This is a genomic window from Klebsiella sp. JB_Kp004, assembly GCF_040065795.1.
GTDB classification, from domain to species: domain Bacteria; phylum Pseudomonadota; class Gammaproteobacteria; order Enterobacterales; family Enterobacteriaceae; genus Klebsiella; species Klebsiella quasipneumoniae.
The window spans coordinates 262,716-285,201 of record NZ_JBEAKW010000006.1; the positions used below are offsets into that span (position 1 = coordinate 262,716).

Genomic DNA, 22,486 nt, shown 5'->3' on the forward strand with positions numbered 1-22,486 from the left:
ATCATGACCGCCATTTCCCAGGCGACGGCCATTGACGGGTACCGTTGGTTAAAAAACGACATCATCCGCGGGGTCTACCAACCCGATGAGAAGCTGCGGATGAGCCTGTTGACCTCGCGCTATGCCCTGGGGGTCGGTCCGCTGCGCGAGGCGCTTTCGCAGCTGGTGGCCGAGCGGCTGGTGACGGTGGTCAATCAGAAAGGCTATCGGGTGGCGCCCATGTCGGAACAGGAGCTTCTCGATATCTTCGACGCGCGCGCCAATATGGAAGCCATGCTGGTGCGCCTCGCCATCGAGCGCGGCGGCGATGAGTGGGAGGCGGAGCTGCTGGCCCGCGCCCATCTGCTCAACAAGCTGGAGTCGTGCGAGGCAAGTGAGCGCTTACTCGATGAGTGGGACCAGCGCCACCAGGCGTTTCACACCGCCATCGTCGCCGGCTGCGGTTCGCAGTATCTGCTGCAAATGCGCGAGCGGCTCTTCGATCTGGCGGCCCGCTACCGTTTTATCTGGCTGCGCACCACCGTCCTGTCGGTGGAGATGCTGGAAGATAAGCATGTCCAGCATCAGACCCTGGTGGACGCTATTCTGGCGCGCGACGCCGAGCAGGCCAGCGCGCTGATGCGCGAGCACTTACTGACGCCGATCCCGATTATTCAGCAGGCGATGGCCGGCAAGCTGCAGCCGCAGGCAGTGTGAGTCAGGTGGCGGGGTGGAGAGCGCAGGTGGGGCGGAAAAGTCTTCGTCACGCTCCTCCACGCCGCACGGGCGTGGAGAAATCGTATCCGTAGATCAATCAGGCGCGCAGGCGAACCGGCTCGCTGAAATCGTCGGCCGGTTCCAGCTTCAGATTAAAGGTGGTCAGCAGCGCTGCGGCGCGCTCGTGAAACTCGCGCAGCGTTTTTTCCAGTCTGTCGCTCACTTCCGGGTCGTCAATGTCGACCGCCTGCCATGACCCTTCTTTATTGAACAGGCCAAACTGGTAGCTATAGGTGAAACGTGACTCTTGTGCTTCCATTTCCATCCACCAGCCCCAGAATTCACGCTTCTCCGGTGCGGGCTTAACGTTGACGCAAACTGCCAGGCAATCGAAAAAGAAACGGTTGTCATGGCACTGCTCTTCGCGAATGTAAGGCCCTAGCGCCGTGAATTTCTTGATCAACTTACTTTTCAGGTGTCCACTCGGTAACGTCATTGCGATCTCCTTTAGTGATGCAACTGTTTTACCAAACCAATAGAATTTAGCAATAAATTAACCAAATCTATGGTTGATCCAGCGGGCGATCTGTCGCAATGCGTGATCAAAATTGCGATACACCGGGTTAAACGGGATCTCCAGCAGTTTGCCATCGGCAGATGACGAGGTGATTAACCGCGACTCCTCTTCGGGGCTGAACGGATCGTCCTTCCAGAAGCCGGAGAGCATCGGCGTCGGGCAACGGCGTCCCAGCAGTCCCTGGGTTTTTAACGAGTAGCGGTTGAGCTCCACGCGCAGCGCTTCATCGGACGCGTCATGCATGCCCAGCCGCGAGGCCAGCACGTCGAGGTACATCTCCGGCACGCGCCCCTGATGCAGAGGATCCACCAGCAGACCGTGGACCACCGGCCCCAGACAGGCTACGGCCTTCAGCCGCTGCGGCTCCAGGTAACCGAGACGCACCGCGATATTGGCGCCAAAACGGAAGCCGAAGGCGGCGACCCGGGTATGGTCAATCCATGGCACATTTTCCAGATGGCGCAGCGCGTGCTGATGCAGCAGGCTGGTGTCCTGATTCAGCGTCCATTTTGACGAGAAGCCGATGGAGGGCATATCAATGGTCAGCATGGCAATGCCGAGCGGTGAGAAGTAGTTCTCATACAGGTTGTAATAATCCGTCTGCAGCGAGTCCAGCCCCCCACACATCAGCACCGTCGGAAACGGCCCCTCGCCTTTCGGCATATGCAAAAAGCCGGTGATCGGCGAACCGCCAGGGATGGTGAACTCCAGCTCGCGCAGGGCGCCAGGCAGCCGCTGGGCGGCCTCTTCATACGCCCGGTTGGCTAGAGCCTGCGCCTGTTCCGCCAGCTCATCGCCTTTAATATGCGGATAAGCGGCAATGCTGTACAGGTTCGAAGCATGCAGCCAGTGGCGGCCGCTCAGCAAAGGATCGGCTTCCTGCCCGGCCTTTTGCTGCCACTGCATCGCCTCTTTCGCCCACTCAAAGATCCAGTTGCCGCCGCGATAGCCGATGACGGTATCGAACAGCTCGGGATCCGTTCGTTCGGCCTCGCTCATCACAATGCGCGCTTGCACATCAAGGATCTCCTGCGGGGTTACGCCGCGCCAGATCCACATTAAGCGATTGATCAGACGGTACCAGTGTTCGACGTGATTGCCGCTCAGCGCTGACTGCATCGCCTGGGGTTTTCCGGCAGAAAACCGGCGCACCAGCGTAGAGGTTTCGGGATGTTTGAAGCGAGGTTTAAACAGCGTTTCGCTGAGGTTAGCCTGTGACATGTGCAGTCTCCGTCGTAGTGCCACTCCGGATATTGTAACCTGCTATAGGATAAAAAAAACCACGCCCGGCAAGCCGGGCGCGGTAAATAGCACTGTCCTGAAGAATTAACGACCTGCGATAGGCGGTACAAACACCACGCCCATATCCCACGGCTGTTCAATCCAGGTATCCTGCGGAATATCAACCACGTAATCATCGACCAGCGGACGGCCTGCCGGTTTGGCGAAAATGGTGACGAAGTGCGCTTTGGGATACATTTCGCGGATCGCCACGGCGGTCCCGCCGGTATCCACCAGATCGTCGATAACGATAAAGCCTTCGCCATCGCCTTCCGCACGTTTCAGCACTTTCAGCTCGCGCTGGTTATCATGGTCGTAGCTGGAGATGCATACGGTATCAACATGACGAATGCCCAGTTCACGCGCCAGTAAGGCTCCCGGTACCAGTCCACCGCGGCTAACGGCAATAATGCCTTTCCATTGCTCAACCGGCAGCAGACGGCTGGCCAGTTTGCGGGCGTGAATCTGCAACATGTCCCAGGTGACGACGTATTTTTCGCTCATGTGAAGTGTCCCAGCCTGTGTAATACGGCTTAAATAATGTTCGAGGGGGAAAATGGTTGCGCGAGATTATAGAGATCTGACGCACTAAAAACCAGTGTTAAGCGGTTTGCGCAACGCTTTTTGCGTTGTTTACACTACCTGCGGCGGTGGAAAGTGGTATTCTCACCCCCATCGCGCAAGCCCGGGCTTGTTGTGTATTTTAACGCTAACCCTCGTCCTGCAACCGCTGTATGCAGGAGTCTGTAAGGAGACTTACCGTGTCTGAACTGTCTCAACTATCCCCGCAGCCGCTTTGGGATATTTTCGCCAAGATTTGCTCCATCCCGCACCCGTCCTATCACGAAGAACAGCTCGCCGAGCACATTATGGGTTGGGCAAAAGAAAAAGGCTTACACGCGGAACGCGACCAGGTTGGCAACATTCTGATTCGTAAAGGCGCGACTGCCGGTATGGAAAACCGTAAGCCGGTAGCGCTGCAGGCGCACCTCGATATGGTGCCGCAGAAAAATAACGACACCGTCCACGACTTCGCCAAAGATCCGATCCAGCCGTACATTGACGGCGAATGGGTGAAAGCGCGCGGCACCACGCTGGGCGCGGACAACGGTATCGGGATGGCGTCCGCACTGGCGGTACTGGCCGACGACAGCGTCGCTCACGGCCCGCTGGAAGTGCTGCTGACCATGACCGAAGAAGCCGGTATGGACGGTGCCTTCGGTCTGCAGGCCAACTGGCTGCAGGCCGATATCCTGATCAACACCGACTCCGAAGAAGAAGGCGAAATCTATATGGGTTGCGCCGGCGGGATCGATTTCACCTCTAACCTGGCGCTGACCCGCGAAGCGATTCCGGCCGGTTTCCAGAGCTTTAAAGTGACCTTAAAAGGGCTGAAGGGCGGCCACTCCGGCGGTGACATCCATCTCGGTCTGGGTAACGCCAACAAGCTGCTGTCGCGCTTCCTTGCCGGTCATGCCGATGAGCTGGATCTGCGTCTGGTCGATTTCAACGGCGGTACGTTGCGCAACGCCATCCCGCGCGAAGCATACGCTACTGTCGCCGTCGCCGCGGATAAAGCCGATGCGCTGAAAGCGCTGGTGAATACTTACCAGGCGCTGCTGCAAAACGAGCTGGCGGCCAAAGAGAAGAACCTGGTGGTGCTCCTGGAAGCGGTAGAGAACGACAAAGCGGCGCTGACTCAGGCCTCCCGCGACGGTTTCATCCGCCTCCTGAACGCCACGCCGAACGGGGTTATCCGCAACTCTGACGTGGCGAAAGGCGTAGTAGAAACCTCGCTGAACGTCGGCGTCGTCACCATGACCGATGACAATGTGCAGATCCACTGCCTGATCCGCTCGCTGATCGACAGCGGCAAAGACTATGTGGTCAGCATGCTGGAATCTCTGGGTAAACTGGCGGGGGCGAAAACCGAAGCCAAAGGCGCTTACCCTGGCTGGCAGCCGGACGCCAACTCGCCGGTGATGCACCTGGTGCGCGAGACTTACCAGCGTCTGTTCAACAAGACGCCGAACATCCAGATCATCCACGCCGGTCTGGAATGCGGCCTGTTCAAGAAACCGTATCCGGAGATGGACATGGTCTCCATCGGGCCAACCATTACCGGTCCGCACTCCCCGGATGAGCAGGTCCATATCGAGAGCGTCGGCCAGTACTGGACGCTGCTGACCGAGCTGCTGAAAGCCATTCCGGCTAAATAAGCATCACCACCGGCGGCAGCCCGCCGCCGGTTTCTCCCCCTCACCTTAGCGTCCCGCGCTTTCCATCCGGTAGTTAATAAACCACTCCCCGCGCGCCGCCACCCGCTGCTCAGCCACCACCTTAAAGCCATGGGCCGTAAAACAGGGTCTCGCGGTAATGCTGGCGTCCACCGTCAGGATTTGCGCAGGATACTGAGCGCAGAGCGCCTCGATAAGCGCGCCGCCGATACCCTGCCGGCCGTGATCCGGCGAGACAAAGAGCAAATCGATATGCGTCCCGATGGCGGTGATAAAGCCAACCGGTTGATTCTCTATCTCCGCCACCAGCCCGTTTGCATCAGCCAGCGTTTGCCGCCAGCGCGTCTCATCCACCTGCGCCCAGGCCGCGATCTGCGCCGGAGTATAGTCCCGGCAGGCCGTTTCCCGCACCGCGCGCAGGAATATCCGACAGAGCAGTGGTAAATCGTTGTCGCGGTAAGGACGAATGTGCATGGTTAAATCCCTAATAAAAGCTGCCTTTCCAGCTGCGGATCGAGCAGCGTCACGTGGAGCCCAACCAGGCGCACGCCACGTCCGCCGCGGCGCTCATCCCAGGCCTTGTGCGCGGTGGCAATCAGATCCGCTTTGTTCAGCTGCGGCCAGACGTGCTCCTGGGTGGTCAGCTGGAAGTCATTGAATTTCAGTTTAATACCCTGACGGGCGATCAGCAGGTCCGGTTTGACCTTCGCCAGCCGGCGCTCCAGTTCGGGATAGAGATTTTCGATAATCGCTTCGCACTCTGACCATTCATGGATATCTTCCGCTAACGTCCGCTCCACCCCCACCGACTTGCGCTGCCGGTCGTTATGGATTTCCCGCTCATCAATCCCGTGGCTGCGCTCCCACAAAATACGGCCGAATTTACCGAAGCGCTTAAGCAGCATGGCCAAATCGCTGTTCTGCACATCGCCACAGGTACGCAGGCCCATATTTTCCAGCTTCGCCGCCGATACCTTCCCGACGCCGGGTATTTTCGCCAGCGGCAGCGCCCGTACAAACTCAGCCACCTGATGGGGAGCGATAACGAACTGGCCGTTGGGTTTATTCATGTCGGAGGCGATTTTGGCAAGAAACTTTACCGGCGCTACCCCCGCCGAGGCGGTGAGGCGCAGCTCCCGTTCGATGGTTTCGCGGATCTCCTGGGCGATCAGGGTGGCCGACCCGTGACAATGCACGCTGTCACTGACGTCAAGATAGGCTTCATCCAGCGACAGCGGCTCAATGCGCGAGGTATAGCGGGAGAAAATTTCGCGGATATGGTTCGAGGCTTCTTTGTAGGCATCAAAGCGGCCGGGAAGCAGCGTGAGATGCGGGCACAGCTTGAGCGCCGTCGCCGTCGGCATGGCGCTACGCACGCCAAACTTACGCGCAGGATAGTTCGCGGTACTAATCACGCCACGCTGTACCCGACTGCCGCCTATCGCGAGAGGTATATCGCGCAACGCCGGGTTGTCGCGCATCTCCACCGCCGCAAAGAAACAGTCCATATCGACATGGATAATTTTACGCATCGTCAGACTCAACACTGTATACCCATACAGCATAGCAAAACTCGCTGCGAATTTTATGCTTTTTTTATTTCATCGCCCGGAAAAGCGGTTAAAACATAAAACTGCAATAAATTATGTTTATTTTCATAAAGTTAACCGATAAATCTGGAAGATATAATCATGAAGAAAATACTTACCGCACTTTGCCTGCTGGCCTCCGCCGGCGCCTGGGCCGCCCCGCAGCTGATTGCCCATCGCGGCGGCACCGGCGATGCGCCAGAGAATACCCTGCCGGCCATTAAGCTGGCGCTGGAGAATAACGCCGAGGCCATCTGGGTCACGGTACAGTTAAGCCACGACGGCGTGCCGGTGCTCTACCGGTCAAGCGATCTTTCCGCATTGACCAATAGCGAGGGCAACGTTTCCAGTTTGACCGCCGCCGAGCTGGCGAAAGTCGATGCCGGCTGGAAATGGGGTGATGACAGCCACCCCTGGCGCGGCAGGCAGGCCACCATTCCCACGCTGCAAGCCGTTTTGCAGCAATGGCCGCACACGTTCTTCTACATCGACATTAAATCTCCGGATGCCGACCCGACCGTGATGGGCGAGCGCCTGCTTGCGGTGTTAAAAGCTACGCACAGCCTCGATCGCGTGCGGGTCTATTCCACCGAAGACCGCTATATCGCCGCGCTGCCGCCGGCTATTCCCCGCTTCGTCACGCGCAGCGAAACCCGCACCAGACTTGCCAGCATTTCGCTCAGCCATCAGTGCCAGCCTGCCAGCCAGCGCGAAGGCGAGCAGTGGTATGGGCTGGAGCTGAAGCGCAAGGTAGAGGTGGTGGAGAAATTCACCCTTGGGGAAGGGGTCTCCCCGGCGACGCTCACCTGGGATAAAGAGGCGATGGATTGCTTCCGCTCGCAGGGTAAAGCGCACATTATCTTCTTCGGCATCAACAGTGCGGAAGATTACCGCACGGCGAAAGAGCTGGGCGCTGACGGCGTGATGGTCGATTCCCCGGCGCAGGCGAAAAGCTGGCAGTAAGCGAGTCAATGGCTAAAAAAGGCCGCGAAAGCGGCCTCACGTTGCTGGCATGTTGTTGCCGGGTGGCGGCTACGCCTTACCCGGCCTACCCTTCCAGGACTGGCTGTTAACTCACCGCCGGGCCTGGGGCAGTTGAAACTGCCGGTGCTGGCCGGAGCCCGGGGGTGGCGGCGACTGGCCGCCCCCGGTGCGCTCCCTGCGCCATGAGTGGCATCACGCAAAAGAAATATCGGGAGCGCAATCTGCCCGGAAACCTCACAGATTACAAAATGCGCCGCTGCTGGCGCTGCGCCTCGCGGGCGAGACGTTTCTTACGCGCGTCGCAGGGCTCAGGACAGTCGCAGACTTTTTCCAGTCCCAGCGAGGAGATCCCGCCGCAGCTGCCCTGAATGCTCTTGCGCTTCACCAGGTAGCCCAGCGACATCCCGAGGATCACCAGCGCAAAAATCACAAAGGTTGCGACAAACACCGTCAGCATCGTCAGCCTCCAAAGTCGTCGAGCAGAATATTCTCGTCCTCGACGCCCAGATCCTTCAGCATCTTAATCACCGCGGCATTCATTACCGGCGGCCCGCACATGTAGAACTCGCAGTCTTCCGGCGCCGGATGATCGCGCAGATAGTTCTCGTACAGAACGTTATGGATAAAGCCGGTATGCCCCGTCCAGTTATCTTCCGGCAGCGGATCGGAGAGCGCAACGTGGAAGGTAAAGTTCGGGTTATCCCGCGCCAGCTGTTCAAACTCATCATCGTAGAACATCTCGCGCAGCGAGCGCGCTCCGTACCAGAAGCTGATTTTACGTGTGCTGTGCAGGCGCTTGAGCTGGTCGAAAATATGCGAACGCATCGGCGCCATCCCGGCGCCGCCGCCGATAAACACCATCTCGGCGTCGGTCTCTTTGGCAAAGAACTCGCCGAACGGCCCCGAAATCGTCACCTTATCGCCCGGCTTCAGCGACCAGATATAGGACGACATGATCCCCGGCGGGGCATCCGGCACCTTCGGCGGCGGCGTCGCAATGCGCACGTTGAGCATAATGATGCCCTTCTCTTCCGGATAGTTAGCCATCGAGTAGGCGCGCAGGGTCGGCTCTTTCACCTCAGAGACGTAGCGGAACAGGTTGAACTTGTCCCAGTCCGAGCGGTATTCATCCGGGACATCGAAGTCAGCATAGGCCACTTTATGCGGTGGGCATTCGATCTGAATATAGCCCCCGGCGCGGAACGGCACCACCTCCCCCTCGGGGATCCGCAGCTTGAGCTCTTTAATGAAAGTGGCTTTGTTATCATTGGAGATAACTTCGCATTCCCATTTTTTGACGCCGAAGATTTCTTCCGGTAGCTCAATCTTCATGTTTTGCTTCACCGCGACCTGGCAGGCCAGACGGCAGCCGGCTTTGGCTTCGCGTTTGGTAATATGCGAAAGCTCGGTCGGCAGGATATCGCCGCCACCCTCTTTGATAGTCACCCGACACTGGCCGCAGGAGCCGCCGCCGCCGCAGGCGGAGGAGACAAAAATCCCGTTGCTGGACAGCGTGTTCAGCAGCTTATCCCCCGCCGGGGTACGGATCTGCTTATCCGCTTCGTTATTGATCTCAATAACCACGTCGCCCGCGTTCACCAGCTTTGAGCGCGCTGCCAGGATAAGCCCCGACAGCACCAGCACAATCAGCGTGAACATCACGACGCCAAGAATAATTTCCATACTTATTCGCCCTTATAGCTGCACGCCGGAGAAGGACATAAAGCCCAGCGCCATCAACCCGGTAGTGATAAAGGTGATCCCTAACCCGCGCAAACCGGCAGGCACGTTGGCGTACTTCATCTTTTCGCGGATCCCCGCCATCGCCACGATCGCCAGCATCCAGCCGATGCCGGAGCCGAAGCCGTAAACGATGGATTCCGGGAAGTTGTAATCACGCTGCACCATGAACGACACACCGCCGAAAATCGCGCAGTTAACCGCAATCAGCGGCAGGAAGATCCCCAGCGCGTTGTATAGCGCCGGGAAGTACTTATCGAGGATCATCTCGAGGATCTGCACCAGCGCGGCGATCACCCCGATAAAGGTGATGAAGTTCAGGAAGCTGAGGTCTACCCCCTCCACCAGCGCGCCGTCGCGCAGCACCAGGTTATACACCAGGTTGTTGATCGGTACGGCAAGACCCAGCACCACCGTCACCGCAACGCCGAGGCCGAAGGCGGTGGAGACCTTTTTCGACACCGCGAGGAAGGTACACATCCCGAGGAAAAAGGCCAGCGCCATGTTCTCAACAAACACCGCGCGGACAAACAGGCTAATGTAATGAGCCATCATCGATTACTCCTTTTCCTGCTGTTCAGGCTTCCAGCTACGCAGGGCCCAAATCAGTAAACCGATAATGAAGAACGCGCTCGGCGCCAGCAGGAACAGGCCGTTCGGCTGATACCAGCCGCCGTTCTGCACCGTCTCCAGCACCGTGATACCGAACAGCTTGCCGCTGCCGATAAGCTCGCGCAGGAAGCCGACGATAATCAGGATCGCGCCGTAGCCGAGACCGTTGCCGATACCGTCCATAAAGCTGGCCAGCGGCGGCGACTTCATGGCGTAAGCTTCGGCGCGGCCCATCACGATGCAGTTGGTGATGATAAGCCCGACGAATACCGACAGCTGCTTGGAAGTCTCATAGGCGAAAGCCCGCAGTAGCTGATCCACCACGATAACCAGCGAGGCGATGATCGCCATCTGCACGATGATGCGCACGCTGTTGGGAATGTGGTGGCGGATCATCGAGATAAACATGCTGGAGAACGCCGTCACCAGGGTCACCGCAATGGTCATCACGAAGGCGGTTTCCAGCTTAGTGGTGACCGCCAACGCGGAGCAGACGCCCAGCACCTGCAGGGCGATGGGGTTATTGGCGATGAGCGGCCCCACCAGCACGCGCTTCACCTCTTTCATCTCGCTCTGTTCAGCCATTGTTCAGCCCTCCTTCACGCACCTTTTTCAGGAACGGACCAAAGCCCAGTTCACCCATCCAGAAATCAAAGCTGTGCTGTACGCCATTTGACGTCAGCGTGGCGCCCGATAAGCCATCAACCGCATGCAGGTCACCAGCGCGCGCGCCGCCTTTGACCACTCTCAGCGCCGGCATGCCGTTGTCATCCAGCACCTGCTTGCCGACAAACTGCTGGCGCCAGTTCGGGTTCTCCACTTCGCCGCCCAGTCCCGGGGTCTCCCCCTGGTCATAGTAGGTAATGCCTTTCACCGTGCGGCCATCGACGTCCAGCGCCACGAAGGCGTACATCATCGACCACAGGCCATTGCCATAAATGGGCAACACCACCTGCTCAATCTTCTGCTGCGCGTCGCGCACCAGGTAGATTTCCGCCAGATTGCTGCGGCGTTTAATCCCCGCCGGATCCTGGCTGGCATCCAGCGCCATACTCTGCTGCGGATCCTTCAGCGCCTGGGCCTGATTGAATTTTGCCGGGTCTTTCTCCAGCAGCTCGCCGGTCGCCAGATTCACCAGTCGCGGCGAAATGCGCGCCGCGAAGGTGTCGGCGACCGCATCAGCATCCATGCCGGGCTGCATCAGGCCGGACACCGCCAGGATATTACGCTGCTTATCCAACGCCCGCTGCGCCTGCTGGCGGGATTTCAGCCCCACGGCCGAGCCCGCTACCACGATGGAGCAGACCAGACAAAGCACCAGCACCACCAGCAGCGTTTTGCCGATGCTATCGTTACTTTTCTTCTCAGCCACGCGACTTCCTCCGCTTAATATTGGCCTGCACCACCAGGTAATCGAACAGCGGTGCGAAGAGGTTGGCGAAGAGGATCGCCAGCATCATCCCTTCCGGATAAGCCGGGTTCACCACGCGGATCAGCACGCACATCACGCCGATCAGCACGCCGTAACTCCATTTTCCTTTATCGGTAAACGAGGCGGATACCGGGTCCGTCGCCATAAACATCATGCCGAAGGCGAAGCCGCCGAGTACCAGATGCCAGTACCATGGCATAGCGAACATCGGGTTGGTGTCGGAGCCGATAACGTTAAACAGGGTAGCGGTGGCAACCATGCCGATCATCACCCCGGCGACGATGCGCCAGGACGCGACGCGGCCAAAGAGGATGATCGCGCCGCCGATCAGGATCATTAGCGTGGAGACTTCGCCAATCGAGCCCGGAATATTGCCGAGGAAGGCGTCCATCCAGCTCACCGGGATGCCGGTAGCGACGTTAACCAGCGCTTCACCGCCGCCGCTGGCCCACTGGGAGAGCGGCGTAGCGCCGGAAAAACCGTCTGCCGCCGTCCACACCAGGTCGCCGGAGATTTGCGCCGGATAGGCGAAGAACAGGAACGCGCGCCCCGCCAGCGCCGGGTTGAGGAAGTTGCGCCCGGTACCGCCGAAAATCTCTTTAGCGATCACCACCCCGAAGGAGATCCCCAGCGCCGCCTGCCACAGCGGCAGCGTGGGCGGGACGATCAGCGCGAACAGAATCGAGGTGACAAAGAAGCCTTCGTTGATTTCATGCTTGCGCACGATAGCGAACAGCACTTCCCAGAAGCCGCCGACGATAAAGACGGTGATATAGATCGGCAGGAAAAAGACCGCCCCCAGGGTCATCATGCTCAGCCAGCCGGCGTCGGCGCTGAAGCTCACCCCTAACCACTGGGCGACGCTATAGTGCCAGTTGTTGGCGATCGCCTGCTGCAGTTGTTCGGCGCCGTAAAGCTTATGCAGCGCCGGTATGGTCTGCAGCCCGACGTTATACATCCCCCAGAACATCGCCGGAAAGACGGCAAACCACACGAGGATCATCAACCGCTTGAGGTCGATGGCGTCGCGCACGTGCGCTGCGCCGCGGGTGACCTGGCCTGGTGTGTAGAAGATGGTCGCCGCCGCTTCATACAGCGGGTAATATTTTTCCAGCTTGCCGCCGTGCGTGAAATGCGGCTCAATTTTTTCAATCAGATGCTTTAAGCCCATCTCTTATCCTTCCTGCTCAATCCGGGTTAATACGCTGCGCAGCGCAGGGCCATATTCATACTTACCGGGGCAGACGTAGGTGCACAGCGCCAGATCTTCTTCATCCAGCTCCAGACAGCCCAGCGCCTGAGCGCTGTCGGTATCCCCGGCCAGCAGATCGCGCAGCAGTATGGTCGGCAGGATATCCAGCGGCATCACCCGCTCGTAGTTGCCGATCGGCACCATCGCCCGCTCGCCGCCGTGGGTATCGGTAGAAAAATGAAAGCGCTTGCGCCTGAAGAAATGGCCCAGCGTGGTGCGGGTTATCGAGAACTTCTCTTTGCCCGGCATCACCCAGCCGAAGAGCTCTTTTTCCCGCCCTTCTTTAACCACGCTCACCTGCAGATGGAAGCGCCCGAGGAAGGCGTGAGGGCCATGGGCGCGGGTGCCGCTGAGCACCGAGCCGGAAATGACCCGGTTCTCCCCCTCCTGCAACTCGCCTGCCAGCAGATCGTCCAGGCTGGCGCCCAGCGTCGTCTTGACCAGTCGCGGCGATATCACCTGCGGGCCGCCGAGCGCGATCACCCGTTCGCAGTAGAGCTCCCCGTCGAGAAAAAGCTTACCAATGGCGATCGCGTCCTGATAATTGAGGTGCCAGACCTGCTTATTCAGGCTCACCGGCTCGAGGAAATGAATATGCGTTCCCGGCAGCCCCGCCGGGTGCGGCCCGCTAAACTGGTTAAAACTGACCTGGCCGACAGGATGACCGCCGAGCTTGCCGCCGCTGGGCTGGCAGACGTGGACTTTCCCGTCGGTCAAACGCGTAAGCACGGTAAGGCCAGCGTCGAAAGCGGCCCGTTCGGCCAGAATAATCGGCTGCGGCTCCGCCGCCAGCGGATTGGTATCCATGGCGTTGACAAAGATGGCGGCCGGCACGCTGCCCGGGAGCGGCGTTTTACTGAATGGCCGTGTGCGCAGCGCGGTCCACTGGCCCGACGCCAGCAGCTGCTGCTGCACGGTGTCGCGCGGCAGTTCAGCCAGCGCGTCCGCGGCGTAACGCGTAAACGCCACCGCGTCATTGCCCTCGATATCAATCACCACCGACTGCAACACGCGCCGTTCACCGCGGTGGATCGCGCTGACGACCCCGCTCGCCGGGGCGGTAAAGCAGACGCCGGGGTTCTTTTTATCTTCGAACAGGATCTGACCTTTTTTGACCCGATCGCCTTCTTTGACCGCCATGGCGGGACGCATGCCGACGTACTCTTCGCCGAGTAGCGCGACGCGCTTCACCGCTGGCGCGGGAGAAATCTGCTGTAATGGCATGCCAGCTATGGGCAAATCCAGCCCTTTTGTGATTTTAATCATATCGTTAGCAGGTATCCGTAACCTCAACCCCGACGCAGGCCGGGGCCAGCTTATTGACAGGATGGCAGAGAAGAAAGGGCGAAACGGCGCCAGATGCGCTCAGGACGGAAGAGAAGCATCCTTTCTTACTCTGGTGATGAACCGGCGCAAGTGTAACATTTCGTGAGCGTCGGCTGTAGCGCGAGAGGCAATAAGTGCTTCTAAAATGCGAGCTATTGCGCAAAGTTCTCACTGTGTTTTCGTCGCTGGCAGGGTATAAAGTGAGGCGGAATTGTAAACGCCGCCACGTCGCCCTTGCGAAAAAATGCCGTGATGCTAATGTGAGCGCTCTAAATCCAGAAAACTCTGATTTCGGGTCTCTCTTGCCGTCCTGGCAATGTGGCTATTTTGTTTTATCAAGGAACAAGCAGTATGCGCAAAATCGCATTATTTATTGCGATGCTTCTGCTGCCGTGCATGTCATTTGCCGGGCTGCTCAGCAGCAACAGCCCGACGACGCCGGTTAGCAAAGAATATAAGCAGCAATTAATGGGTTCACCGGTTTACATTGAGATCTTTAAAGAAGAGCGCATGCTCGACCTTTACGTCAAAATGGGTGAGACCTACCAGCTCCTCGACAGCTATCGGATCTGCAACTACTCCGGTGGCCTGGGCCCGAAACAGCGCCAGGGCGATTTCAAGAGCCCGGAAGGGTTCTATAACGTCACCCGCAGCCAGCTCAAACCCGACAGCCGCTTCTATAAAGCGATCAATATCGGCTTCCCGAACGCCTACGATCGCGCCCATGGTTATGAAGGGAAATACCTGATGATCCACGGCGACTGCGTCTCTGTCGGCTGCTACGCCATGACCGACAGCGGGATCGATGAGATCTTCCAGTTCGTGACCGGCGCCTTAGTCTTCGGTCAGCCAAGCGTGCAGGTGAGTATCTATCCGTTCCGCATGACCAACGCCAATATGGAACGCCACAAATACTCCTACTATGCGGATTTCTGGAAACAGCTGAAGCCTGGCTATGATTATTTCCAGCAAACCCACAAACCGCCGGTCGTATCAGTGACCGACGGCCGCTATGTGGTGAGCAAGCCGCTCAGCCACGAGGTTGTCCAGCCGCAGCTGGCCTCAAACTATACGCTCCCCGAGACAAAATAACGCCCACTCGCCTGGCATGATCTTATGCCAGGTCTCATTGGCCGTCAGCGGCTGCGTGGCGATAACCGTGACCACATCGTTGGGTGTGGTCTCGCGTTGAAAGTCGATCTCCACATCCTGGTCCAGCAGTTTTGCCACGCCGAACGGCGCCCGCCGGGTGATCCAGTGCAGGTTGGTCGAGCAGAACGCCATCACATAGCGTCCGTCCGACAGCAGCATGTTGAACACCCCTTTCTCACGCAGTTCCCCCGCCAGGGTGGCGATATACTTAAATACTCCCGGCATATTGCCCGGCGTACGCGGGTAGCGCTCGGTTAAGCGGTGCAGCAGCCAGCAGAAGGCCTTTTCACTGTCGGTTTCACCGACCGGGTGGAAATTGCCGGTTTTCAGCGACTTATAGCCTTTGAGCTGCCCGTTGTGCGCGTAGGTCCAGTTACGCCCCCACAGTTCGCGGGTGAACGGATGCGTATTCTCCAGGGCCACCATCCCGCGATTGGCCTGGCGGATATGCGCGACGACGGAACAGGACTTAATGGGGTAATCCTGGACCAGTTTCGCGATCGGCGACTGAAAGCTCGGCTGCGGATCTTTGAATGTGCGACAGCCTTTGCCTTCATAGAAGGTGATGCCCCAGCCGTCTTTATGCGGCCCCGTCCCGCCTCCGCGCTGTACCAGCCCGGTAAAGCTAAAACAGATATCTGTTGGCACATTGGCGCTCATCCCGAGCAGTTCGCACATAGATCACCTCACCATCACAAATCACGACGGCGCCGAAGCGAGGCCGCCGTCAACAGTACACACTCACCTGCCTGTTAGCCTTTCGCCATCTCTTTTTCGATCAGCATAATCAGGATATGGATCACTTTGATGTGGATCTCCTGAATGCGGTCGGCGTAGCCAAAGTGCGGCACGCGAATTTCTACATCGGCGCTACCGGCCATTTTACCGCCGTCCTTACCGGTCAGGGTGATCACTTTCATCCCCTGGGCCCGCGCGGCCTCAATGGCCTTGATTACGTTGCCGGAGTTGCCGGAGGTGGAGATGCCGAGCAGCACATCGCCCGCGCGGCCGACGGATTCAACGTAGCGGGAGAAGACATACTCATAGCCAAAATCATTGCTCACGCAGGAGAGATGGCTGACGTCGGAGATCGCAATGGCCGGATATCCCGGGCGGTTTTCGCGATAACGTCCGGTCAGTTCTTCCGCAAAATGCATCGCATCGCAATGGGAACCGCCGTTGCCGCAGGACAGCACTTTACCACCCGCCTTAAAGCTATCCGCCAGCAGGACAGCGGCACGCTGGATAGCATGGATATTGGCTTCGTCCTGCAGAAAGTTAGCCAGCGTTTCCGCGGCTTCGTTCAGTTCGTTACGAATAAGATCCTGGTACATGAGGATAATCCTTCAGTATGAGTGGAATAACCCTGGCAGTGTACCGGATAGCCGCCGAAGCGAGAAGCAGCAGGCTGCGTTATCCCCCGCCCTTTTGATTTTATGTGCCGCTTTTGCGTACAACAATGTGAGCAAGGTTGTAATTATTTTGTAAACACATTGCTAAATAAAAAGGCATGCACTACAACCAATACATCACAAGTGGTCAGACCTCCTACAAGCACAGGGAGCATTTCTCTATGATGATTTTGAGTATTGTTGCAACCGTTGTTTTACTCGGTGCGCTCTTCTATCACCGGGTCAGCCTGCTGCTCAGCAGCGTGATCTTGCTCGCCTGGACCGCAGCGCTCGGCGCGGCCGGTCTGTGGAATATCTGGCTGCTGCTGCCGCTGGCGATCATTCTGTTGCCGTTTAACTTTGCGCCTATGCGTAAATCCATGATTTCCGCACCGGCGTTTCGCGCCTTCCGCAAGGTCATGCCGCCGATGTCGCGTACTGAAAAGGAAGCCATCGACGCCGGGACCACCTGGTGGGAGGGGGATCTGTTTCGCGGTAATCCTGACTGGCATAAGCTGCATAACTATCCGCAGCCGCGTCTGACCGCCGAAGAGCAAGCCTTCCTCGACGGCCCGGTGGAAGAAGCCTGCCGGATGGCTAACGACTTCGCCATCACCCACGAAATGGCCGATCTGCCGCCGGAGCTGTGGGCGTATCTGAAAGAACACCGCTTCTTCGCGATGATCATCAAGAAAGAGTATGGCGGGCTTGAATTCTCCGCTTATGCCCAGTCGCGGGTGCTGCAGAAGCTCTCTGGCGTCTCCGGCATTCTGGCGATCACCGTCGGCGTCCCGAACTCACTGGGGCCGGGCGAGCTGCTGCAGCATTACGGTACTGAAGAGCAGAAAAACCATTACCTGCCGCGTCTGGCGCGCGGGCTGGAGATCCCCTGCTTCGCACTCACCAGCCCGGAAGCGGGCTCCGACGCCGGCGCCATCCCGGATACCGGCGTGGTCTGCATGGGCGACTGGCAGGGCCAGCAGGTGCTGGGTATGCGCCTGACATGGAACAAACGCTACATTACGCTGGCGCCTATCGCCACCGTGCTGGGACTGGCCTTTAAACTTTCTGACCCGGATCGTCTGCTGGGCGGGGAAGAAGAGCTGGGCATCACCTGCGCGCTGATCCCGACCTCCACCCCGGGCGTGGAAATTGGCCGTCGCCACTTCCCGCTTAACGTCCCGTTCCAGAACGGCCCAACCCGCGGCAAAGATATCTTCGTGCCGATCGATTACATCATCGGCGGGCCGGGGATGGCCGGTCAGGGCTGGCGCATGCTGGTTGAATGTCTGTCGGTGGGCCGCGGTATTACGCTGCCGTCCAACTCCACCGGCGGCCTGAAATCGGTGGCTATGGCGACCGGGGCTTACGCCCATATTCGCCGCCAGTTCAAAATCTCGATCGGTAAAATGGAAGGCATTGAAGAGGCGCTGGCGCGCATTGCCGGTAATGCTTATGTGATGGATGCTGCGGCCTCGCTGATTACCTACGGCATTATGCTCGGCGAGAAACCGGCGGTGCTCTCCGCGATCGTGAAATATCACTGCACCCACCGCGGCCAGCGCGCCATTATCGACGCAATGGATATTACCGGCGGGAAAGGCATTATGCTGGGCGAAGGCAACTTCCTCGCCCGGGCATATCAGGGCGCGCCTATCGCCATCACCGTGGAAGGTGCGAATATTCTGACCCGTAGCATGATGATCTTCGGTCAGGGTGCGATTCGCTGCCATCCGTACGTGCTGGAGGAGATGGCTGCCGCGCAGAACAACGACCTGAACGCCTATGACAAGCTGCTGTTCAAACATATCGGCCATGTCGGCAGTAACAAAGTACGGAGTTTCTGGTTGGGCCTGACCGGCGGACGCACCAGCAGCGCGCCGACCCGCGACGTCACCCGCCGCTACTATCAGCAAATGAACCGTCTGAGCGCTAACCTGGCGCTGCTGTCAGACGTCTCGATGGCGGTGCTGGGGGGCAGTCTCAAGCGTCGCGAACGTATCTCCGCGCGTCTGGGGGATGTGTTAAGCCAGCTGTACCTGGCCTCGGCGGTGCTGAAACGCTATGACGATGAAGGACGCAATGAAGCCGATCTGCCGCTGGTTCACTGGGGGGTGCAGGATGCGCTGCATCAGGCCGAGCAGGCCATCGACGATCTGCTGAAAAACTTCCCCAATCGTCTGGTGGCTGGCGCAATGCGCCTGGTCATCTTCCCGACCGGTCGTCATCACCATGCGCCGTCGGATAAGCTGGACCATAAAGTCGCTAAAATTCTGCAGGTGCCCAGCGCCACCCGCTCCCGCATCGGTCGCGGTCAGTACCTGACGCCGAGCGAGCATAACCCGGTCGGCCTGCTGGAAGAGGCGCTGCTGGAAGTGATGGCGGCCGATCCTATCCACCAGCGTATCTGCAAAGAGTTGGGTAAAAATCTGCCGTTCACCCGTCTCGACGAACTGGCCGCCCATGCCCTGGCGAAAGGCTTAATCAGTCAGGATGAAGCCGCCATTTTGACCCGAGCAGAGCACAGTCGCTTGCGCAGTATTAACGTTGACGACTTTGCGCCAGAGGAGCTGGCAACCCAGCCGGTAAAGCTGCCGGAAAAAGTTCGCAACGTTGAAGCCGCATAATAAAACAACAACCACATCACACGCCGGGCGGGGAATTTTCCCCGCCTTTTTTTCGTCTCTCCTTCCCCCGCCGTTCCTGTTAGTAGCATTTTTTTAACAAAATATTCCGCGGACCGCCGCGAGGCTGATAAGGTGTTACAGTTAACCTAACCCCCTCATGAGAATGGAGTTGACCATTGTGCCTGGCCTGAAAATTACGCTGTTGCAACAACCGCTGGTCTGGATGGACGGCCCTGCTAACCTGCGCCATTTTGATCGCCAACTGGAAGGGATTGTCGGGCGCGATATCATTGTTTTACCTGAGATGTTTACCACCGGCTTTGCGATGGAAGCGGCAAAACAATCTTTACCCGAGGCCGAGGTGGTAGCGTGGATGCATGCCCGGGCGGCGCAAACCCAGGCGCTGATCGCCGGCAGCGCGGCGCTGCAAACTGAGCGCGGGGCCGTTAACCGCTTCCTGCTGGTCGAACCTGACGGCACGGTCCATCATTATGATAAACGTCACCTGTTTCGTATGGCGGATGAACACCATCACTATGAGGCCGGAGACAAGCGCGTGGTCTTTGAATGGCGCGGATGGCGGATCCTGCCGCTGGTCTGTTACGACCTGCGCTTTCCGGTATGGTCGCGTAACCTTAACGACTATGATTTGGCGCTGTATGTGGCGAACTGGCCGGCGCCGCGCTCGCTGCACTGGCAGTCGCTGCTGGTCGCCCGCGCGATTGAGAACCAGGCCTACGTCGCCGGCTGTAACCGGGTCGGCACCGACGGCAACGGTCATCATTACCGCGGTGATAGCCGGATTATCAGTCCCCAGGGGGAGATTGTCGCCACCGCCGATCCGCATCAGGCCACTCGTCTTGACGCCGAACTGTCGCTGAGCGCCCTCCAGGAATATCGTGAAAAATTCCCCGCCTGGCGCGATGCCGATCCTTTTACTCTGGATTAATCCCCCTCCGCTTTCTTCCCGCTTCTGCGGGAAAAGAAAGCGGAATTTCCTCTTGCCGCACCCAGCAGAATATTTACAAGGCGCCCTTCATTTCTGTTCTACACTCATTAACAGGCCCACAACCAAACGGGCGGAGATCATTTTCAATTCACTTCTGCGTTGTAAACGCATGACTTTTCTGTTGCCAGCTTGTTTTGTTGAACCCGGCTGAGCGTTGGCGTATGCATATTTTATGAGCGTAATGGAAAATGGATAATAATAATCTTCAGTTAATAGAAAAACGGCTGGTCACCCGCTTTCTCGATATGTTTATTCGGTTCAGTCTTATTCTGGCGCTGGCCTCATTCTGTTTTACCGTCTTTTCTCCCTTCGTCAATATGATGCTCTGGGCGTTGATTCTGGCCGTGGCGCTCTATCCTTTACATCAATATTTTGCCGGGCTTTTCGCCGGTAAACAGGGGCTGGCGTCGGTGGTGCTGGTGCTGTTAGGTATTTTACTGATTATTATCCCCACGGTGCTGATGATCACCTCGCTGGCGGAAAGCGCCAGCGAGGTGATCGACCGGATGGGCAGCCAGAGCTTTACCATTCCCCCACCCTCTTCGCGAATTGCCTCTTTACCGATCGTTGGCGAACGGCTTAGCGCTCTGTGGATGCGGGCGTCCGTGGATCTGCCAGGATTGCTCAGCAATTACCGTTCGCAAATTGGCGATATTGCCAAACAGTTGCTCAGCATATTAGCCAGCATGGGCGGCGGGCTGATTGGCTTTATTATTTCGTTTATCGTCTCGGGTATTATGATGGCCTGGGGCGCGGCGGGCGCCATCAGCGCGCAGCGTATTGCCATCCGTATTACCGATGAGAATAAAGGCGTGACCCTCACCCGCCTGTGCACCAGCACCATCCGCGCGGTCGCCCAGGGCGTCATCGGGGTGGCACTGATCCAGGCGCTGCTGGTCGGGGTGATCATGCTGATGGCCAGCATCCCCGCCGTCGGGATCTTCTTTATACTTGCCTTGATCCTCGGCATTGCACAGGTGCCGGTGATCCTGGTGACGGCCCCGGCCATCGCGCTGATGTGGAGTCTCGGCACCCACAGTACCGGAATGGATATCTTCTACACTGTCCTGCTGATCGTCGCCGGTATGGCCGATAACGTCCTCAAACCACTGCTGCTGGGGCGCGGAGTCGATGCGCCAATGCCGGTGGTGCTGCTGGGCGCCCTTGGCGGAATGGCCTCTAACGGCATTCTCGGTATGTTCCTCGGCGCCACCCTGCTGGCCATCGGTTACCGGATCTTCATGACATGGGTAAATGAAGGGCAACCCGCCCTGCCGCAGGATAAAAAACCGCAGGGGAGCGTTACGCTCCCTTAACTTATTGCATAGTCATGCTGCCGCACGCCAGCCCCGCGGCAGCCTATCCCGCTGAGCTTTATCATCAACGAACCCCAGTGCGTGTTCCGGCAGATTTTGCAAGCACCCTGCGCCAGCGCGGCATTACCATGGAGAACACCATCGAACTGTGGAGTCTGCGCCCACCACGCCGGGAAGGCAATCAGTCCGGCGATGCGGGTATTCATGCAGTGTATGCAGGAGGAACAAGAGGCGCGCTGAAATTCGGCGACGAAAACGACGAAAGCCTGAATCATTGCTGATTCAGGCTTTCTGAATAGTGGCGGAACGGACGGGACTCGAACCCGCGACCCCCTGCGTGACAGGCAGGTATTCTAACCGACTGAACTACCGCTCCGCGTTGTTGTTCCGTTGGGAACGAGGCGAATATTACGGATTCCCCTCTACCCCGTCAACGCTTTTTCTACCGTTTTGAATCGTTTGCTGCAAAAATCGCCCAACCGCCTACTTTTAATCCATTTTAGTGGTTATCAGGCACGCCACAGGCAGCTTCCGCCTTTCTTTTGCACCAGATCGAGGCGGGATTCATGGTTCACCAGCTCCTCATCAGAAGCATAAACCACCCGTAACTGACTGGCGGCGCGAACGACGCGCTGAATCCCCATCTCGCCTGCCTGCTGCTGGCTTTCGCCTTCCATAGAGAACGCCATCGACGTCTGGCCGCCGGTCATCATCAAATAGACATCGGCAAGGATCTGGGCATCGAGCAGTGCCCCGTGCAGCGTACGCTTGCTGTTGTCTATTTCGTAGCGCGAACATAGCGCATCCAGACTGTTGCGCTTGCCGGGAAACATTTTCCGCGCCAGCGCCAGACTGTCGGTGATTTTACAGAAGGTCTCGGTTTTCCCGATCCCGCGGTTCAGCTTACCGAACTCATAATCCATAAAACCGATATCGAACGAGGCGTTATGGATCACCAGCTCCGCGCCGCGGATGTAATCCATAAATTCATCGGCCACGTCGGCAAAGGTGGGTTTATCCAGCAGGAATTCGTCGGCGATCCCGTGCACGCCGAACGCCTCCGGATCCACCAGCCGATCGGGCTTGAGATAGACGTGGAAATTGTTACCGGTCAGGCGGCGGTTAATCACCTCCACGGCGCCGATCTCAATGATCTTATGTCCTTCGTAGTGCGCCCCGATCTGGTTCATACCGGTGGTTTCGGTATCGAGAACAATCTGGCGCGTAATTGCAGTGCTCATCGCGGTCATTTATGTCAGACTTAT

Annotated in this window: 22 protein-coding genes, 1 tRNA gene and 1 pseudogene; 8 read left to right on the forward strand and 16 right to left on the reverse strand. The window is 58.1% G+C overall.

Annotated elements, in window-relative coordinates:
- Positions 1–3: 3 nt before the first annotated feature.
- Positions 4–696, forward strand: a complete 693-nt coding sequence (gene csiR, locus ABLX76_RS08900; protein ID WP_023288513.1) for a DNA-binding transcriptional regulator CsiR — start codon at positions 4–6, stop codon at positions 694–696.
- Between the two features lie 97 nt (positions 697–793).
- Here csiR and crl read toward each other — a convergent pair whose 3' ends face one another.
- The 3 genes from crl to gpt form a co-directional block, all read right to left on the reverse strand.
- Complete coding sequence (crl, locus tag ABLX76_RS08905; RefSeq protein ID WP_002889793.1) at positions 794–1,192, reverse strand: sigma factor-binding protein Crl; 399 nt, start codon at positions 1,190–1,192, stop codon at positions 794–796.
- A gap of 57 nt (positions 1,193–1,249) precedes the next feature.
- The gene (frsA, locus tag ABLX76_RS08910) at positions 1,250–2,494 is read right to left on the reverse strand and encodes an esterase FrsA (protein WP_023288512.1); all 1,245 of its coding nucleotides are present in this window, start codon (positions 2,492–2,494) and stop codon (positions 1,250–1,252) included.
- A 105-nt stretch (positions 2,495–2,599) separates the two neighbouring features.
- The gene (gene gpt / locus ABLX76_RS08915; RefSeq protein WP_002889733.1) at positions 2,600–3,058 is read right to left on the reverse strand and encodes a xanthine phosphoribosyltransferase; all 459 of its coding nucleotides are present in this window, start codon (positions 3,056–3,058) and stop codon (positions 2,600–2,602) included.
- Between the two features lie 257 nt (positions 3,059–3,315).
- Here gpt and pepD point away from each other — a divergent pair, with 257 nt between their 5' ends.
- A complete protein-coding gene (gene pepD / locus ABLX76_RS08920; RefSeq protein ID WP_044521131.1) occupies positions 3,316–4,773 on the forward strand; it encodes a cytosol nonspecific dipeptidase in 1,458 nt (485 codons plus the stop codon).
- Positions 4,774–4,818: 45 nt separating this feature from the next.
- Here pepD and ABLX76_RS08925 read toward each other — a convergent pair whose 3' ends face one another.
- Both ABLX76_RS08925 and dinB read right to left on the reverse strand, forming a co-directional pair.
- Complete coding sequence (locus ABLX76_RS08925) at positions 4,819–5,265, reverse strand: GNAT family N-acetyltransferase (protein ID WP_348874437.1); 447 nt, start codon at positions 5,263–5,265, stop codon at positions 4,819–4,821.
- Positions 5,266–5,267: 2 nt separating this feature from the next.
- A complete protein-coding gene (gene dinB / locus ABLX76_RS08930; RefSeq protein WP_048296767.1) occupies positions 5,268–6,323 on the reverse strand; it encodes a DNA polymerase IV in 1,056 nt (351 codons plus the stop codon).
- A 159-nt stretch (positions 6,324–6,482) separates the two neighbouring features.
- Between dinB and ABLX76_RS08935 the strand changes: the two genes are divergently transcribed.
- Positions 6,483–7,343, forward strand: coding sequence for a glycerophosphodiester phosphodiesterase family protein (locus ABLX76_RS08935; protein WP_032453039.1), 861 nt, complete (start codon positions 6,483–6,485; stop codon positions 7,341–7,343).
- Positions 7,344–7,605: 262 nt separating this feature from the next.
- On the opposite strand, the gene nqrM is transcribed toward ABLX76_RS08935, so the two are convergent.
- The 7 genes from nqrM to ABLX76_RS08970 are packed head-to-tail and all read right to left on the reverse strand — an operon-like array spanning position 7,606 to position 13,666.
- On the reverse strand, positions 7,606–7,821 hold the full coding sequence (nqrM, locus tag ABLX76_RS08940) for a (Na+)-NQR maturation NqrM (RefSeq protein ID WP_004204638.1): 216 nt from the start codon (positions 7,819–7,821) through the stop codon (positions 7,606–7,608).
- A 2-nt stretch (positions 7,822–7,823) separates the two neighbouring features.
- A complete protein-coding gene (gene nqrF / locus ABLX76_RS08945; RefSeq protein ID WP_004204637.1) occupies positions 7,824–9,047 on the reverse strand; it encodes an NADH:ubiquinone reductase (Na(+)-transporting) subunit F in 1,224 nt (407 codons plus the stop codon).
- A gap of 12 nt (positions 9,048–9,059) precedes the next feature.
- Positions 9,060–9,656 (reverse strand): NADH:ubiquinone reductase (Na(+)-transporting) subunit E, encoded by a 597-nt coding sequence (gene nqrE / locus ABLX76_RS08950; protein ID WP_004177335.1) that lies wholly within the window; start codon positions 9,654–9,656, stop codon positions 9,060–9,062.
- Between the two features lie 6 nt (positions 9,657–9,662).
- Complete coding sequence (locus ABLX76_RS08955; RefSeq protein WP_023288507.1) at positions 9,663–10,301, reverse strand: NADH:ubiquinone reductase (Na(+)-transporting) subunit D; 639 nt, start codon at positions 10,299–10,301, stop codon at positions 9,663–9,665.
- Positions 10,294–11,088, reverse strand: a complete 795-nt coding sequence (locus ABLX76_RS08960) for a Na(+)-translocating NADH-quinone reductase subunit C (RefSeq protein ID WP_032453038.1) — start codon at positions 11,086–11,088, stop codon at positions 10,294–10,296. The genes ABLX76_RS08955 and ABLX76_RS08960 overlap by 8 nt, the downstream gene beginning before the upstream one ends.
- A complete protein-coding gene (locus tag ABLX76_RS08965; RefSeq protein WP_023288505.1) occupies positions 11,081–12,319 on the reverse strand; it encodes an NADH:ubiquinone reductase (Na(+)-transporting) subunit B in 1,239 nt (412 codons plus the stop codon). The genes ABLX76_RS08960 and ABLX76_RS08965 overlap by 8 nt, the downstream gene beginning before the upstream one ends.
- A gap of 3 nt (positions 12,320–12,322) precedes the next feature.
- The gene (locus ABLX76_RS08970) at positions 12,323–13,666 is read right to left on the reverse strand and encodes a Na(+)-translocating NADH-quinone reductase subunit A (protein WP_032453036.1); all 1,344 of its coding nucleotides are present in this window, start codon (positions 13,664–13,666) and stop codon (positions 12,323–12,325) included.
- A 411-nt stretch (positions 13,667–14,077) separates the two neighbouring features.
- On the opposite strand from ABLX76_RS08970, the gene dpaA reads away from it, so the two are divergent.
- Positions 14,078–14,818 (forward strand): peptidoglycan meso-diaminopimelic acid protein amidase, encoded by a 741-nt coding sequence (gene dpaA, locus ABLX76_RS08975; RefSeq protein ID WP_023288503.1) that lies wholly within the window; start codon positions 14,078–14,080, stop codon positions 14,816–14,818.
- On the opposite strand, the gene ABLX76_RS08980 is transcribed toward dpaA, so the two are convergent.
- Together ABLX76_RS08980 and lpcA are read right to left on the reverse strand one after the other, a co-directional pair.
- Positions 14,789–15,556 (reverse strand): class II glutamine amidotransferase, encoded by a 768-nt coding sequence (locus tag ABLX76_RS08980; protein ID WP_348874438.1) that lies wholly within the window; start codon positions 15,554–15,556, stop codon positions 14,789–14,791. The genes dpaA and ABLX76_RS08980 overlap by 30 nt on opposite strands.
- A 74-nt stretch (positions 15,557–15,630) precedes the next feature.
- Complete coding sequence (lpcA, locus tag ABLX76_RS08985) at positions 15,631–16,212, reverse strand: D-sedoheptulose 7-phosphate isomerase (protein WP_004145825.1); 582 nt, start codon at positions 16,210–16,212, stop codon at positions 15,631–15,633.
- Positions 16,213–16,451: 239 nt separating this feature from the next.
- Here lpcA and fadE point away from each other — a divergent pair, with 239 nt between their 5' ends.
- From fadE to ABLX76_RS09005, 4 genes and pseudogenes are all read left to right on the forward strand, one after another.
- Positions 16,452–18,896, forward strand: coding sequence for an acyl-CoA dehydrogenase FadE (gene fadE, locus ABLX76_RS08990; RefSeq protein WP_048296759.1), 2,445 nt, complete (start codon positions 16,452–16,454; stop codon positions 18,894–18,896).
- Positions 18,897–19,074: 178 nt separating this feature from the next.
- Positions 19,075–19,845: an amidohydrolase gene (locus tag ABLX76_RS08995; RefSeq protein WP_023288501.1), complete on the forward strand. Its 771-nt coding sequence runs from the start codon at positions 19,075–19,077 to the stop codon at positions 19,843–19,845.
- A 248-nt stretch (positions 19,846–20,093) separates the two neighbouring features.
- Complete coding sequence (locus ABLX76_RS09000) at positions 20,094–21,221, forward strand: AI-2E family transporter (protein ID WP_348874439.1); 1,128 nt, start codon at positions 20,094–20,096, stop codon at positions 21,219–21,221.
- A 33-nt stretch (positions 21,222–21,254) separates the two neighbouring features.
- Positions 21,255–21,461, forward strand: a pseudogene (locus tag ABLX76_RS09005) (LysR family transcriptional regulator); the annotation flags it as partial.
- Positions 21,462–21,520: 59 nt separating this feature from the next.
- Here the strand turns inward: ABLX76_RS09005 and ABLX76_RS09010 are convergent.
- Positions 21,521–21,597: transfer RNA gene (locus tag ABLX76_RS09010), tRNA-Asp, on the reverse strand.
- Between the two features lie 133 nt (positions 21,598–21,730).
- On the reverse strand, positions 21,731–22,462 hold the full coding sequence (gene dnaQ / locus ABLX76_RS09015) for a DNA polymerase III subunit epsilon (RefSeq protein ID WP_004204621.1): 732 nt from the start codon (positions 22,460–22,462) through the stop codon (positions 21,731–21,733).
- Positions 22,463–22,486 lie beyond the last annotated feature (24 nt).